9 protein-coding genes are annotated in these 15019 nt (G+C 72.1%); 6 read left to right on the top strand and 3 right to left on the bottom strand.

Features of this window, described 5'->3' with window-relative positions; genetic code table 11:
- Window positions 1-23 precede the first annotated feature (23 nt).
- The 4 genes from pruA (at window position 24) to ABWI04_RS09420 (ending at window position 5184) form a co-directional block, all read left to right on the top strand.
- A complete protein-coding gene (gene pruA / locus ABWI04_RS09435) occupies window positions 24-1652 on the top strand; it encodes an L-glutamate gamma-semialdehyde dehydrogenase (protein WP_353832100.1) in 1629 nt (542 codons plus the stop codon).
- Window positions 1653-1790: 138 nt separating this feature from the next.
- Window positions 1791-2501, top strand: coding sequence for an HAD family hydrolase (locus ABWI04_RS09430; protein WP_353832099.1), 711 nt, complete (start codon window positions 1791-1793; stop codon window positions 2499-2501).
- A 135-nt stretch (window positions 2502-2636) separates the two neighbouring features.
- The gene (locus ABWI04_RS09425; protein WP_345177817.1) at window positions 2637-2951 is read left to right on the top strand and encodes a hypothetical protein; all 315 of its coding nucleotides are present in this window, start codon (window positions 2637-2639) and stop codon (window positions 2949-2951) included.
- Between the two features lie 277 nt (window positions 2952-3228).
- Window positions 3229-5184: an acetoacetate--CoA ligase gene (locus ABWI04_RS09420; RefSeq protein ID WP_353832098.1), complete on the top strand. Its 1956-nt coding sequence runs from the start codon at window positions 3229-3231 to the stop codon at window positions 5182-5184.
- On the opposite strand, the gene ABWI04_RS09415 is transcribed toward ABWI04_RS09420, so the two are convergent.
- Entirely contained in the window at window positions 5174-5767 is a 594-nt protein-coding gene (locus ABWI04_RS09415) for a hypothetical protein (protein ID WP_345177821.1), read from the bottom strand. The two genes, ABWI04_RS09420 and ABWI04_RS09415, sit on opposite strands and share 11 nt — an antisense overlap.
- A gap of 300 nt (window positions 5768-6067) precedes the next feature.
- On the opposite strand from ABWI04_RS09415, the gene ABWI04_RS09410 reads away from it, so the two are divergent.
- A complete protein-coding gene (locus ABWI04_RS09410; protein WP_345177822.1) occupies window positions 6068-7657 on the top strand; it encodes a serine/threonine-protein kinase in 1590 nt (529 codons plus the stop codon).
- 178 nt (window positions 7658-7835) lie between these two features.
- On the top strand, window positions 7836-12668 hold the full coding sequence (locus tag ABWI04_RS09405; protein WP_353832097.1) for an NAD-glutamate dehydrogenase: 4833 nt from the start codon (window positions 7836-7838) through the stop codon (window positions 12666-12668).
- Between the two features lie 113 nt (window positions 12669-12781).
- Here the strand turns inward: ABWI04_RS09405 and ABWI04_RS09400 are convergent, their stop codons facing one another.
- A complete protein-coding gene (locus ABWI04_RS09400) occupies window positions 12782-13765 on the bottom strand; it encodes a DUF8094 domain-containing protein (RefSeq protein WP_345177826.1) in 984 nt (327 codons plus the stop codon).
- Window positions 13766-13891: 126 nt separating this feature from the next.
- The gene (gene prfB, locus ABWI04_RS09395; protein WP_345177829.1) at window positions 13892-15001 is read right to left on the bottom strand and encodes a peptide chain release factor 2; all 1110 of its coding nucleotides are present in this window, start codon (window positions 14999-15001) and stop codon (window positions 13892-13894) included.
- Window positions 15002-15019 lie beyond the last annotated feature (18 nt).

Here is a 15019-nt window from a genome sequence, read left to right as displayed (position 1 = left end):
CCGCCGGATCGCAGGGGGACGTCATGGACGCCGTCACCACCGTGCCGGTTCCGATGAACGAACCGGTCAGGACGTACGCGCCGGGAAGCGCCGAGCGGGCCGCGCTGGAGGCGAGGATCAAGGAGCTGCGCGGCGCGCAGACCGAGCTGACCATGGCGATCGGGGGCGAGCGGCGCATGGGCGCGGGCACGCCCGTCGACGTCGTGGAGCCGCACGACCACGGGCACGTGCTCGGCCGGCTGGGCGAGGCGACCGAGGCGGACGTGACCGAGGCGATCGCCGCGGCGCGGGAGGCGGCGCCCGCCTGGCGGGCCATGCCCTTCGACGACCGCGCCGCGATCTTCCTGCGCGCCGCCGAGCTGCTGGCCGGGCCGTGGCGGGCCACGGTGAACGCCGCCACGATCCTCGGCCAGTCCAAGTCGGTGCAGCAGGCCGAGATCGACGCCGCCTGCGAGCTGATCGACTTCTGGCGGTACAACGTCCGGTACGCCCAGCAGATCCACGAGCAGCAGCCGCTGTCGCCGCCCGGCGTGTGGAACAGGCTGGAGTACCGACCGCTGGAGGGCTTCGTCCTCGCCATCACGCCGTTCAACTTCACCGCGATCGCCGGGAACCTGCCGACCGCGCCCGCGCTGATGGGCAACGTCGTGGTGTGGAAGCCGTCCCCGACGCAGCAGCTCGCCGCCCACCACACGATGCGCCTGCTGGAGGCCGCCGGCCTCCCGCCCGGCGTGATCAACATGGTGACCGGCAACGGGCGCGCCGTCTCCGCCGTGGCGCTGCGCCACCCCGAACTGGCCGGCCTGCACTTCACCGGCTCGGCCGCCACGTTCCAGGGGCTCTGGCGGACGATCGGCGAGAACATCGCCGGCTACCGGGGCTACCCGCGCATCGTCGGCGAGACAGGCGGCAAGGACTTCGTGGTCGCCCACCCGTCCGCCGACCCGGCCGTCCTGAAGACGGCGCTCGTCCGCGGCGCCTTCGAGTACCAGGGCCAGAAGTGCTCCGCCGCGTCCCGCGCCTACATCCCGCGCTCCGTCTGGACGGGCATGCGCGACGACTTCTGCGCCGAGGTCGACGCCCTCACCATGGGCGACGTCGCCGACGACCTGTCTGCCTTCATGGGCGCGGTGATCGACGACCGGGCCTTCGCCAAGCACCGCCGGGCCATCGAGCGCGCCCGCGGGATCGACAGCGCAGCAGTGCTTGCCGGCGGCGAGCTGGACGACTCGCGCGGCTACTTCGTCCGTCCCACGGTTCTGGAGTCGTCCGACCCGACCGACGAGATCTTCACCACCGAGTACTTCGGCCCGATCCTCGGCGTCCACGTCTACGACGACACCGACTACGACAGGGTCCTCACCCAGATGGAGGGCGTCTCGGACTACGGCCTGACCGGCGCCGTCATCGCCGACGACCGCGCCGCCATCGCCGAGGCCACCGAGCGGCTCCGCTTCGCCGCCGGGAACTTCTACATCAACGACAAGCCGACCGGCTCGATCGTCGGCCAGCAGCCGTTCGGCGGCGCCCGCGCGTCCGGCACCAACGACAAGGCCGGCTCGATCTTCAACCTCACCCGCTGGACGAGCGCCCGCTCCATCAAGGAGACCTTCGTCCCGCCCACCGACCACCGCTACCCGCACATGGGCTGAGGCGCGGCGTCGTTCCGGGGGGCGCCACCGGGACCCCTTCACCGGCGGTCGAAGGGGTGGCAGGCTTGACGATAGGCTCGCCTCGCCGTCCGCCGGACGGCGCCGGAGCACACCCCCTGGAGCCGTCATGGGAACGGGATGTCGACGCTGAACCGTCTCGTGCTGTGGAACATCGACCACACCCTGGTCGACGTCGGGCGGATCACCCGGGACGCCTACGCCGAGGCGTTCCAGCGGACCGTCGGGCGCCCGCTGCTGCGCCTGGCGCCCACCCCCGGCCGCACCGAATCCGAGATCATCTTCGAGACCCTCGCGTTCAACGACGTCGTCACCACCGACGACCACCTGCCGGCCTTCTTCGACGCGCTGGCCGAGGCGTTCGCGAGCCGCCGCGCCGACCTGCGCGCGCACGGCCGCGTCCTGGCCGGCGCCGGGGAGGCCGTGGAGGCGCTCGCGCACGTGCCCGGCGTCGTCCAGTCGGTGCTGACGGGGTCCCTCCAGCCGAACGCGGTGCTGAAGGTGACCGAGCTGGGTCTCGCCGGACGCCTCGACCTGGAGGCCGGCGGGTACGAGAACGGCGTCTACAGCAAGGCCGCCCTCCTGGAGGTCGCCCGCGCCCGCGCCGGCGAGCGCCACGGCGCCCGCTACCCCGAGTCCGCGACCGTCTACGTCGCCGACTCCCCCCGCGACGTCCAGGCCGCGCACATCGCCGGCTCGCCGATCCTCGCCGTCGCCACCGGGAGCGCCACCGAGGCCGAGCTCCGCGCCGCCGGCGCGGACCAGGTCCTGGCCACGCTCGCCGACACGGACGCGGTGGTGAGCGCGGTCGCCGACCTGACCCGCATGTGAGAGGGCGGGCATAGGAGAAGGCGGGCATAGGAGAAGGCGGGCAGGGTGAGACAAGGTTGTCACCTCGGAAAGGCGACGCCGCCCGCACACCCTCGGTAACTTCGAGTAATCACTTGACGTCAAGGAGTGATTGCCGTGCCGTGTCGTGCCGTCGCCCTGTCCACCGTCCTCGCCGCCGCTCTCGGCGCCGCCGCGCTCCTGCTCACCACGCCCCCGGCCGATCCCGCCCGGGCCTCGGCGGAAAGTGCCGGAGAGATGTTCGTGTGCGAGCAGGTGGAGTCGCGGTACCCCCAGGTCTTCGGGCGGACCTGCGGCCCCGGCCGGTGGGGGCCGATCTCGGACTTCACCGTCATCGACCGCCGCGACGACAGCACCTACCGCTGTCAGTCCGGCTGGGCCGAGGGGCCGGTCAGGGTCAGCGGTCAGAACTGCCGGCCCCAGCGGGGCTGATCCCTCCGGGAGGGCGCGTCCCGGTGCGGCGGCCGACACACCACCGCGCCCGACGGTGTGCGCTCCATGAGCTGCCCGTTCTTGCGATGTGTGGGGACGGAGGATGTGCGCGCCCGGGTCTGTGTGGGGGCGCGGGGTTGCCCGGGGCCGCGTTTTGACCTGCGATAGGACGGGTTCCGGGGCTTGGCGGCGGGCGTGGCGGGCAGGTTGCGCGGTGTGCCGGGCGGGCCCGATATTGGGATGGCCGCGCAGCGTGGCGCGGCGGGGAGGGAGAGAGATGGCCCGGGAGGTATCCGAGGGTTCGGCGCTGTGGGAGCCGTCGGAGGAGGTGGTCGCGAACGCGCGGGTGACGCGGTTCGCCCACTGGCTGGGGGACCGGGGCGTCCTCAAGGAGTCCTACGACGAGCTCTGGCAGTGGTCGGTCACGGAGGTCGACGCGTTCTGGGACGCGATCTGGTCGTATTTCGACGTCGTCGGCGAGCGCGGCGACGGGCCCGTCCGGGCAGGCGGGCCCATGCCGGTCGACGGGCTGAAGTGGTTCCCGGGCGCGACCCTCAACTACGCGGCCAACGCGCTGCGCCGGGTCCAGGAGTCGCCCGACGAGACGGCGGTCGTCTTCCGTTCGGAGGCGGGCGGGCACCGGCTGCTGTCGTACCGGGAGCTGGGCCTGCACGTCGCGCAGGTGCGCGCGGGCCTGGCCGAACTGGGCGTGGGCAAGGGCGACCGGGTCGCCGCCTACATCCCGAACATCCCCGAGGCGCTGGTCTGCTTCCTGGCCACGGCGTCGCTGGGGGCGGTGTGGTCGTCGTGCTCTCCCGACTTCGGGTCCTCCTCGGTGGTCGACCGGTTCGCGCAGATCGAGCCGAAGGTACTGATCGCCGTGGACGGCTACGCCTACAACGGCAAGCGGTTCGACCGCCGCGAGATCGTCGGGGAGATCGAGGCCGCGCTGCCGACCCTCGCCGCCACCGTGCTCGTCCCGTATCTGGACCCGGCCGCGACGCCGGAGGGCCTGCGCGTCGGCATGCACTACGCCGACCTGCCCCGCCAGGGCCACGAGACCCTGGAGTTCGAGGACGTCCCCTTCGACCATCCGCTGTGGGTCGTGTACTCGTCCGGCACGACCGGGCTGCCGAAGCCGATCGTCCACGGCCACGGCGGCGTGGTCCTGGAGCACCTCAAGGCGCTGTCCTTCCACCAGGACCTCGGCCCCGAGGACGTGTTCTTCTGGTACACCACCACCGGCTGGATGATGTGGAACTACCTCATCGGCGGCCTGCTGGTGGGGTCGACCGTCGTCATGTACGACGGGGCGCCCCTCGACCTGTGGACGCTCGCCGCCGAGAACGGCGTCACCTACATGGGGGTCGGCGCGCCCTACATCTCCGCCTCGGCGAAGGAGGGGCGCCGCCCCGGCGAGGAACTCGACCTGTCCGCCCTGCGCGGCATCGGCTCCACCGGCTCGCCGCTCCCGCCCGAGGGCTTCGCCTGGGTGTACGAGGCGGTCGGCCGCGACCTGCTGCTCGGCTCGTTCTCCGGCGGAACCGACCTGTGCACCGGCTTCGTCGGCCCGTCGCCGCTCCTGCCGCTGCGCGCCGGAGTCATCCAGTGCCGCGGCCTCGGCGCCAAGGTGGAGGCGTTCGGCGAGGACGGCAAGCCGGTGATCGACGAGGTGGGGGAGCTGGTCATCACCGAGCCCATGCCGTCCATGCCCGTCTTCTTCTGGAAGGACGAGGGCGGCGAGCGCTACCGCGACTCCTACTTCGACATGTACCCGGGCGTGTGGCGGCACGGCGACTGGATCAAGGTCCTGCCGGACGGCGGCTGCGTGATCTACGGGCGGTCCGACTCCACCCTCAACCGCGGCGGCATCCGCATGGGCACCGCCGACTTCTACCGCGTCGTCGAGGCGTTCGACGAGATCAGCGACAGCCTCGTCATCGACACCGGGCGGCTGGGCCAGGAGGGCCGGCTGCTCCTGTACGTCCAGCTCGCGGAGGGCGCGGCGCTCACCGACGAGCTCGCGGCGGACCTCCGCAGGCGGATCCGGTCGGCGCTGTCGCCCCGGCACGTCCCGGACGAGATCACCGCCGTGCCCGGCATCCCGCGCACGCTGTCCGGCAAGAAGCTGGAGGTCCCCGTCCGCAAGATCCTCCAGGGCACCCCGGTCGACAGGGCCGCCAACCGCGACTCCATGGCCAACCCCGAGGTGCTCACCCACTTCACCCCTTAGCGGCCGCGTAGGCGAGGACGTCGCGGCGGCGGTACAGCCGCCGCACGCGTCCCCCTGCCAGCGGCTCCACCCTGGCGGGTTCGGGCCAGCCCGCGGGCGGGCGCCTGGCGTAGACGGTGACGCTCGTCTGCGCCAGGCCGAGGATGCGTGCGGCCTCCGCCAGGGTGACCAGGTCGTCCGGCCCTTCCTCGGCGGGGCGTTCCCCCAGGGCGCGGTACCAGGCCGTCCAGGCGGCCTCGTCCCAGTACAGGGCCTTGCCGGCGCGGTGCGCGACGTCGGGGTGGCCGTTGGACGCGCGGTCCGCCCAGAGCTGCTTGAGGCGGTGGCGGCTGAGCCCGTGGCGCTCCGCCAGCTCGTCGCGGGTGGCGAGGCCGGGCGGGACGTCCCGGGTCCGGCGCGCCGCGTACCAGCGGTCCCACTCGGCGGCGTCCCACGCGAGCTGCGAGCCGACCGTGCCCACCGGCTCGGGGTGGCCGTTGGAGGCGCGCTCGCGGTACCACTTCTCCAGGGTGCTGCGGCCGAGCCCGTGCTCGTCCATGAGTTCGGCGCGCGTGCGAACGCGGCGGCCGTCGAGTGTCGCCATGGGCTCAGTCTCCCGCGTGTGGCAGCGTTCCGCTTGTACGCCCCCGCCCCGCCGGTGACACTGTCTCCGGCGACGCCCCTTCCGTAGTGACAGTGGGCGCGCCCTCGACGCTGGGGGAAGTAACGCCATTAGGGTGGTCTACGACCCAAAGCCCGCACGCGGAGATGATCGTCCGTATCGCTCCGAATGGTCGCGGGATCGGGTGAACTCGACTCCGGCCTCGCGCGTCACACAGTCGGAGGGGTGAACTCGGGTCGGGCCCGCTCGATTCGCCGATCAAGGAGAGGGACGGTTCCACTCATGGAGGTTGGGGCGCTGCGGTCCGGAGACCCGGACCGGCTGGGAACCTACGCCCTGATCGGCCGGGTGGGCGAGGGCGGCCAGGGCACGGTGTTCCTCGGCGTGGCCGAGGACGGCCGGCAGGTCGCGATCAAGCTGCTGCACGCCGAGCTGACGTCCGACGAGAAGGCGCTCGCCCGCTTCCTGCGCGAGCTGGAGGTCGCCAAGCAGGTGGCGCCGTTCTGCACGGCGCAGGTGATCGACGCCGACGCGACCGGCGACCGCCCCTACATCGTCAGCGAGTACGTGCCGGGCCCCTCGCTGAACCAGCAGGTGCTGGAGCACGGCCCGCTCGCCGGCGCCGCGCTCGACCGGCTCGCCGTCGGCACCGCCACGGCCCTCGCCGCCATCCACCAGGCCGACATCGTGCACCGCGACTTCAAGCCGCACAACGTGCTGATCGGCCCCGACGGCCCGCGCGTCATCGACTTCGGCGTCGCCCGCGCGCTCAGTGGCGGCACCACCCTCACCAGCCGGGTGATCGGCACCCCGTCCTACATGGCGCCCGAGCAGATCAGCGGCGACGAGGTCGGGACACCCGCGGACGTGTTCTGCTGGGCGGCGACGCTGGCGTACGCCGCGACCGGGGAGCCGCCCTTCGGGCAGGACACCATCCCCGCCGTGATCAACCGGATCCTGCACGAGGAGCCGGAGCTCGGCGGCCTCGACGGCCCGCTGCGCGACCTGGTGGTCGACTGCCTGGACAAGGACCCCTCCCGCCGCCCGGGCGCCCGGCAGGTGCTGATGCGGCTGCTCGGGCACGAGGAGGCCGCGGCGCGCCCGGCCGCCCGCCCGTCCGGCGACACCGACGAGACCGCGATGCTGGCCGCCGGGTCCGTCCTCGCGGCCGAGGGCGGCGACGGCGACGAGGCGTTCGAGCCCGCCGCCGCGCTCGCCGACGACGCGGGCCTCGCCGAGAGCCCCGTCTTCGACGACGACGCCTTCGCGTCCCCGGCGGAGGCCGCCGGGGACGTCCCGGACGCCTACGGGTCCGGTCCGCCCGGCGCGCCCGCCGCATGGGGCGCCGACGACACCCTGCCCGGCGCCGCCGGGAAGGGCGGCGGTCTGCGGCGCTCGCTCGCCGGTTCGGGACGCTCCGCCGTGCTCGCCGGGGCGGCCGCCCTGGTGGTCGCGTTCATCGTGGTCTCCTCCGTCCTGCTGCTCGGCTCCGGCGACAGCGGCAAGGCGGGCCGCAAGGTCAGCGACCCGAGCGCGCCGCCCGCCTCGACCGACGTCGTGCCCACCACCGCGCCGCCGACGACCCGCCGGCCCGTGCAGGAGGAGCCGCCGGCGTCCTACGACCCGACGCCCACCGGCAGCCCGACGCCCACCGGCAGTCCCACGCCGACGGGGTCCCCGACCCCGACCGGCTCGCCGACCGCGACGCCGACCGACCCCGGCACGCCCACCGACCCCGGCACGCCCACCGACCCGGGCACGCCCACCGACCCCGGTCCGACCGACCCCGGAGACGGCGGCACCAACCCGGGTGACGGCACCGGCACGGGGACGGGCACGGGCACGGGGACGGGCGCGCAGGGCACGGGCTGACACCCGCACCCTCCGATTTCCAAGATCACCCGGAGTCGCCCCCGGCGTCCTGGCAAGGTGGGATAGGCCACGTCGGCCATGCACAGGACCAGGTCGGCTTTGCGGCGATTCCTGGTTACGCTCGTGCAGTGAGCGGCGCCACAACGAGGTGGCGATGGGTCTCAAGGGGAGATTGTCGATGAGCGGCATGCTCGATCAAGCGAAGGACGACCTGCTCCGGCGGGCCGCCGAGGCGTGCGCGCGGCGTCCGGACGCGCGCGGGGACGTGGAGGAGGTCCTCGCCTACCTCCGCCTCTACTACCGGCAGGTCGCGCGCGAGGACCTGGTGGAGCGCGACCCGGCCGCCGTCTGCGGGGCCGCGATGGCGCACCGCGCGCTCGGCGAGGAGCGGCCGCAGGGACGCGCGAAGGTGCGCGTCTTCACGCCGACGCTGGAGGAGGACGGCTGGAACCCCGGCCGCACCGTCGTCCAGGTCGTCACGGACGACATGCCGTTCCTGGTCGACTCGGTGACGATGGAGCTCAGCCGGCACCAGTTCGCCACCCAGATGATCGTCCACCCGCTGCTGGGCGTCGACCGGGACGTCGCGGGCCACCTGCGGGCGTTCCGCGGCAAGCACGACAGCGACACCGACGTCGACGAGTCGTGGATGCACTTCGAGGTCGACCGCACCACCGACCAGGCCGTCCTGGACGTGCTGGAGAAGGACCTGATCCGCGTCCTGCAGGACGTGCGCGTCGCCGTCGAGGACGAGCCCAAGATGCGCGCCCGCGCCCACGAGATCGCGACCGCGGTCCAGGAGGTCCCGCCGCCGCTGTCCGACAAGGAGATCGGCGAGGGCGTCGAGCTGCTCGACTGGCTGGCCGACGGGCACTTCACGTTCCTCGGCTACCGCGACTACACGCTCACCGAGGACGGCACGGCGCTGCGCCCCGAGCCCGGCTCGGGCCTCGGCGTGCTGCGCATGGACAAGCGCGAGTCCGCCGGCTTTGCCGCGCTGCCGCCGGAGGTCCGCGAGAAGGCGAAGGAGAAGCGCCTGCTCGTCCTCACCAAGGCGAACTCGCGCTCCACCGTCCACCGCCCCCTGTACCTGGACTACATCGGGGTGAAGAAGTTCGACGCGGCCGGCGAGGTGATCGGGGAGCGCCGGTTCCTCGGCCTGTTCACGCACGTCGCCTACAGCGAGTCGATCGCGCACGTGCCCGTCCTGCGGCCCAAGCTCGACGAGGTGCTGGAGCGGGCCGGGTTCACCCCCGACAGCTACGACGGCCAGGACCTCATCGAGATCCTGGAGAGCTACCCGCGCGACGAGCTGTTCCAGATCTCGGTGGACGACCTGCTGAAGATCTCCCTCGGCGTCCTGCGGCTGCGCGAGCGCCGCCAGCTCAAGCTGTTCCTGCGCAAGGACCTGTACGGACGCTTCATGTCCTGCATGGTCTACCTGCCGCGCGACCGATACACCACCAAGGTCCGGCTGCGCATCCAGGACCTCCTCAAGGACGCGTTCGAGGGCGTCAGCGTCGACTACAGCGCGAACGTGACCGAGTCGAACCTGGCCCGGCTGCACGTCGTGGTCCGCGGCGAGCGCGGCCGCCCGCTGCCGGACGTCGACGTCGCGGAGCTGGAGGAGCGGCTCGCCGACGCGACCCGCTCCTGGGAGGACGACCTCGCCGACGCGATCGTCGACCAGTGCGGGGAGGAACGTTCCGGAACGCTCGGCCGCTCGTTCGGCGAGGCGTTCCCCGAGGGCTACAAGGCCGACTTCCCGGCCCGCACCGCCGTCGCCGACCTGCGCCGCCTCGACGCGCTCGACGAGGCCACCGACACCTCGATCGACCTGTACGAGCCCGCCGGCGCCGGGCCCGGCGAGCGGCGGCTGAAGATCTACCGGATGGGCGAGCCGATCTCGCTGTCGCGGGTGCTGCCGCTGCTGCAGAACATGGGCGTCGAGGTCATCGACGAGCGGCCGTACGAGATCAACCCCTCCGACGGCCGCCGGTTCTGGATCTACGACCTCGGGCTGCGGTACTCGCCGCCCGCCGACGTCCCGGAAGAGGCCGTCAAGGACCTGTTCCAGGACGCGTTCATGGTCCTGTGGCGCGGCGACATCGAGAACGACGGCTTCAACGCGCTCGTCCTGCACGTCGGCCTGACCTGGTGGCAGGCGATGGTCCTGCGGGCCTACGCCCTGTACCTGCGGCAGGCGGGCGCGGCGTTCTCCAAGCGCTACTTCGAGGAGGTGCTGCTGCGCAACGCCTCCATCACCCGGCTGATCATCCGGCTGTGGGAGAGCAGGCTCGACCCGACCCTGCAGGGCGGCGAGGAGGAGCGCAGCGACGGCATCACCGAGGAGATCCGCGGCAAGCTGGACGACGTCGCGAGCCTCGACGAGGACCGCATCCTGCGCTCCTACCTGGCGCTCGTCCAGGCGACCCTGCGCACGAACCACTACCAGAACAAGCCGTACCTGGCGATGAAGTTCGACCCCGCGGGCATCCCGGACCTGCCGCTGCCCCGCCCCACCTACGAGATCTTCGTGTACTCGCCGAAGGTCGAGGGCGTGCACCTGCGGTTCGGGTCGGTCGCGCGCGGCGGGCTGCGCTGGTCGGACCGGCGCGAGGACTTCCGCACCGAGATCCTCGGCCTGGCCAAGGCGCAGGCGGTGAAGAACACCGTCATCGTCCCGGCGGGCGCCAAGGGCGGCTTCGTCGGCAAGCAGCTGCCCGACCCGTCCGTGGACCGGGAGGCGTGGCAGAAGGCCGGCATCGACTGCTACAAGGACTTCATCTCCGGCCTGCTCGACCTCACCGACAACCTCGTGGACGGCAAGGTCGTCCCGCCGCCGAACGTCGTCCGCCACGACGGCGACGACACCTACATGGTCGTCGCCGCCGACAAGGGCACCGCGACGTTCTCCGACATCGCCAACGGCGTCGCCGCCGAGTACGGGTTCTGGCTGGGCGACGCGTTCGCCTCGGGCGGCTCGGTCGGCTACGACCACAAGGGGATGGGCATCACCGCCCGCGGCGCCTGGGAGTCGGTGAAGTACCACTTCCGGGCCCTCGGCAAGGACATCCAGAACGAGGACTTCACCGTCGTCGGCATCGGCGACATGTCCGGGGACGTGTTCGGCAACGGGATGCTGCTGTCGGAGCACATCCGGCTGGTCGCCGCGTTCGACCACCGGCACATCTTCCTCGACCCCGACCCGGACGCCGCCGCCTCCTTCGCCGAGCGCCGGCGCCTGTTCGAGCTGCCGCGCAGCAGCTGGGCCGACTACGACACCTCGCTGCTCTCCAAGGGCGGCGGCGTGTTCTCCCGCTCCGTGAAGTCGATCCAGATCACCCCGCAGGTCCGGGCGGCGCTCGGGCTCGGCGACGGCGTGAAGTCCCTTCCGCCCTTCGAGCTGATCCGGGCCATCCTGCGGGCGCCGGTCGACCTGCTGTGGAACGGCGGCATCGGCACCTACGTCAAGGCGTCCACCGAGAACAACGCCGACGTCGGCGACAAGGCCAACGACCCCGTCCGCGTGGACGGCGCCGAGCTGCACTGCAAGGTCGTCGGCGAGGGCGGCAACCTCGGCGTGACCCAGCTCGGCCGCATCGAGTTCGCGCGCGGCGGCGGTCTGATCAACACCGACTTCATCGACAACTCCGCGGGCGTCGACACCTCCGACCACGAGGTCAACATCAAGATCCTGCTCGACCAGGCGGTGCGGGACGGCGAACTGGCCGGCAAGCAGCGCGACGGGCTGCTCTACGAGATGACCGACGAGGTGGGGCGGCTCGTCCTGCGCGACAACTACGCGCAGAACGTGGTCCTCGCCGCGGCCCGCGCGCAGGCGCCCGCGATGCTGCACGTCCACGCCCGGTACATGCGCAAGCTGGAGCGCGACGGCCGCCTGAAACGGCGCCTGGAGGCCCTGCCGGACGACAAGGCCCTCGCCGAGCGCCGCCAGTCCGGCCACGGGCTGACCAGCCCCGAGTTCTCGGTGCTGCTCGCCTACGCCAAGCTCGCACTGGACGCCGACCTCGTCGCCTCCGACCTCGCCGACGACCCCTACCTGGAGTCGTGGCTGGTCGACTACTTCCCGACGCCCCTGCGCGAGCGGTTCCGGCCCTACATGGACCGGCACCCGCTCCGCCGTGAGATCATCACGACCGCCGTGGTGAACGACGTGGTCAACGCGAGCGGCTCCACGTTCGTGTTCCGGATGAACGAGGAGACGGGCGCCTCCTCGTCCGACATCGCCCGCGCCTACCTCGTCGCCCGCGACGTCTTCCAGATGCCGCGGTTCTGGCGGTCGGTGGAGAACCTGTCGCACCAGGTGGAGGAGTCGACGCAGGTCGCCATGCTGCTGGAGGCCCGCAAGCTCACCGAGCGCGGCGCCCGCTGGCTGCTGCACAACCGGCGCCCCCCGTTCGACATCCAGGAGACGATCGACTTCTTCTGCGGCGGCGCGGCCACCCTGAGCGCGCACCTCTCGAAGCTGCTCGTCGGGCTGGACCTCGCGGCCTTCGAGCAGCGCCGCGACGGCTTCGCCGAGCTGGGCGTCCCGGACGAGCTGGCCGAGCAGTGCGCCACGTTCGTCCCCGCCTACTCCACCTTCGACGTGGTCGGCATCGCGCACGACACGGGACGTCCGGTGGAGGAGGTCGCCGAGATCTACTTCGATCTGGCGGACCGGCTCCAGCTGTCCCGTCTGCGCGAACGCATCATCGCGCTCCCGCGCGACGACAAGTGGCGCTCGATGGCCCGCTCCGCCCTCCGCGACGACCTGTACGCCGCGCACTCCGCCCTCACCCGCGACGTCCTCGTCACCAGCGGCCCGGTCGGCAACCCCGAGGAACGAATGATCCACTGGGCGGACAAGAACAAGCCCGCCGTCCAGCGAGCCCAGCAGACGCTGAGCGAGATCTGGGAGAGCGACAGCTTCGACCTGGCGACCCTCTCGGTCGCCCTCGGCGCCATCCGCACCCTGGTCACGTCGAGCTCCCTGCCTGCTGAATAGCTCTTTTTCCTCCTTCGGGCCGCCTGGCCCGAAGGAGGAGAAGAAGCCATCGGGCGCCGGCCGGGTCCGCCGCAGCGGTCAGGAGGGGCGGGCCGGCCGGCGCCCGACGGGGTTCAGGAGCCCTGGGCGGTGACGGCCTTGCGGTACATGCCGCTGACGGTGGCGCGCCCCTTGGGCGGGATGGTGGCGAGGTACTGCACGAGGACGGTGGTGTCCAGGCGCGTCCGGGCCGTGGTGGACGGGGCGAGCCCGACGAGGTCGCCGCTCACGGCGAGCCTGCCCCGCTGGGCCGCCGAGTACGCCTCGTTCTGTTTGAGGACGTACCAGACGACGGCGCCGCGGTCCTTGGTGCGCAGCCCGTAGACCTTGTACTCGGCGGGGGAGAAGCGGGACGAGAGCGTGACGCCGCGCCCGGCGAGGGTCTTCTCGCCCGCCTTGAGCGCCTTGTAGGTCTCGCTGGTCTTCGCCCCGTCGGCCAGGACGGACGCCCCGGAGGCGCGGGGGCCGTCGGTGAGCAGCGCCGCGTGGGCCTTGGGGAGCTTCGCGGGGGCGACCGCGAGGTCTCCGGCGTCGGGGGCGACCGGGGTGGCGTACCCCTGCGGGTCGAGCGCGACGCGGCCGAGGGCGAGCTCGGACGGGTACGGGTCGGCGGCCAGCAGCCACGGCGCGTTCTGCCCGGCCCGGGTGAACAGCAGCGCGTGCCGCAGGGCCTGCTTGCCCCTCCCGCTGACGGTGTCGGCGGCGAACCAGTGCGGGTAGCCGGTGAGCCGCGGGATGTAGAAGGTCGTGTGGGTGAAGGCCACCCTGGGCGGACGCTGCCGGACGGCGCGGCGGAGCTTGAGCGCGGCGACGTCCATGGTGAGCTGCGGGTCGGTCTCGACCGTGCGCAGCGTCCTACCGCTGAATCTGAGCCCCGCCTGGTTCATCCCCGTGGCGAAGGACGCGAGCACCTGCTGCGCCTCCTCCTTGGTGAGGGCGGGCGCCCCCTGCGGCTTCCCCGGAGCCGCGGAGGAGGTGTTGCCGCCGGAGCAGCCGGTGCTCACGGCGGCGGCCAGCAGGCCGGGTAGGAGTATCGGAACGAGAGTGCGTGCTGCCATGAGGCCCCCCGAATGGCGACGTTGGTCCGGACCATCCGGCATCCTCGCAGAGTGATCATGTGATCACTCTGCGAACACGAAAGTCGGCGCGAAAAGGTGGGGGACCGCTCAGGGGACGATCTCGGGTCAGGCGCTCTCCTGCTGGCGCAGCCAGCGGATCTCGGCCTCGATGAACTCGTCGATGTCGCCGTCCAGGACCGCGGAGGTGTTGCCGACCTCGACGCCGGTGCGCAGATCCTTGACGATCTTGAAGGGGTGCAGCACGTAGTTGCGGATCTGGGTGCCCCAGCTCGTGGTGCCCTCGCCGCGAAGCGCGGAGAGCTCCTCCGCCTCCTCCTTGCGCTTGCGCTCCAGCAGCTTGGCCTGCAGCACGTTCATGGCCGTGGCCTTGTTCTGGAGCTGGCTGCGCTCGTTCTGGCAGGACACGACGATGCCGCTCGGGATGTGGGTGATCCGCACGGCGGAGTCGGTCGTGTTGACGCCCTGGCCGCCCGGCCCCGACGACCGGTACACGTCGATCCGCAGTTCGCTCTCGTCGATCTCGACGTGGTCGCTCTGCTCGACCACCGGCACGACGTCCAGGCCCGCGAACGACGTCTGCCGCCGGCCCTGGTTGTCGAACGGGGAGATCCGGATGAGCCGGTGGGTGCCGTGCTCGCCGCGCAGCGTCCCGTAGGCGTAGGGGGCCTTCACGGCGAACGTGGTCGACTTGATGCCGGCCTCTTCGGCGTAGGAGGTGTCGTAGACCTCCGTGGGGTAGCCGTGCCGCTCGGCCCAGCGCAGGTACATCCGCTGGAGCTGCTGGGCCCAGTCGGCCGCGTCGACCCCGCCGGCCTGCGCGTTGATGGTGACCAGCGCCTCGCGGGCGTCGTAGTCGCCCGACATGAGGGTGCGCACCTCGAGCTGCTGGACGGCCTTGTGCAGCGCGGCCAGCTCCTCGTCGGCCTCGGTGCGGGTGTCGGCGTCGTCCATCTCGCGGGCCATCTCGTACAGCGTGGCGGCGTCCTCCAGCCGCTGCCGCAGGCCCTCGACCCGGTTCAGCTCGCTCTCCAGGTACGACAGGCGGCGCGTCACGGCCTGCGCGCGCTCCTGGTCGCTCCACAGGTCGGGGTCGGCCGACTGCTCGCGCAGTTCGGCGATGTCGCGGCGCATGGTGTCGAGGTCCAGCACCTGCTCGATGCTGGACAGGGTCGAGGCGAGCTCCTTGAGCTGTTCTTCGGGTTCGATGCCTGCCACGGTCCGAGCCTATCGCCG

Source organism: Actinomadura sp. NPDC000929 (genome assembly GCF_040492065.1).
GTDB classification, from domain to species: domain Bacteria; phylum Actinomycetota; class Actinomycetes; order Streptosporangiales; family Streptosporangiaceae; genus Spirillospora; species Spirillospora verrucosospora.
Note: the sequence above shows the minus strand (reverse complement) of the source record. Positions and strands in the feature narration are given on the sequence as shown.

What these genes read in the sequence shown, in the direction of transcription:
- pruA (WP_353832100.1), top strand. Translation starts at nt 24, where the DNA reads ATGGACGCCGTCACCACCGTGCCGGTTCCGATGAACGAACCGGTCAGG.
- ABWI04_RS09430 (WP_353832099.1), top strand. Translation starts at nt 1,791, where the DNA reads ATGTCGACGCTGAACCGTCTCGTGCTGTGGAACATCGACCACACCCTG.
- ABWI04_RS09420 (WP_353832098.1), top strand. Translation starts at nt 3,229, where the DNA reads ATGGCCCGGGAGGTATCCGAGGGTTCGGCGCTGTGGGAGCCGTCGGAG.
- ABWI04_RS09415 (WP_345177821.1), bottom strand. Translation starts at nt 5,767, where the DNA reads ATGGCGACACTCGACGGCCGCCGCGTTCGCACGCGCGCCGAACTCATG.
- ABWI04_RS09410 (WP_345177822.1), top strand. Translation starts at nt 6,068, where the DNA reads ATGGAGGTTGGGGCGCTGCGGTCCGGAGACCCGGACCGGCTGGGAACC.
- ABWI04_RS09405 (WP_353832097.1), top strand. Translation starts at nt 7,836, where the DNA reads ATGAGCGGCATGCTCGATCAAGCGAAGGACGACCTGCTCCGGCGGGCC.
- ABWI04_RS09400 (WP_345177826.1), bottom strand. Translation starts at nt 13,765, where the DNA reads ATGGCAGCACGCACTCTCGTTCCGATACTCCTACCCGGCCTGCTGGCC.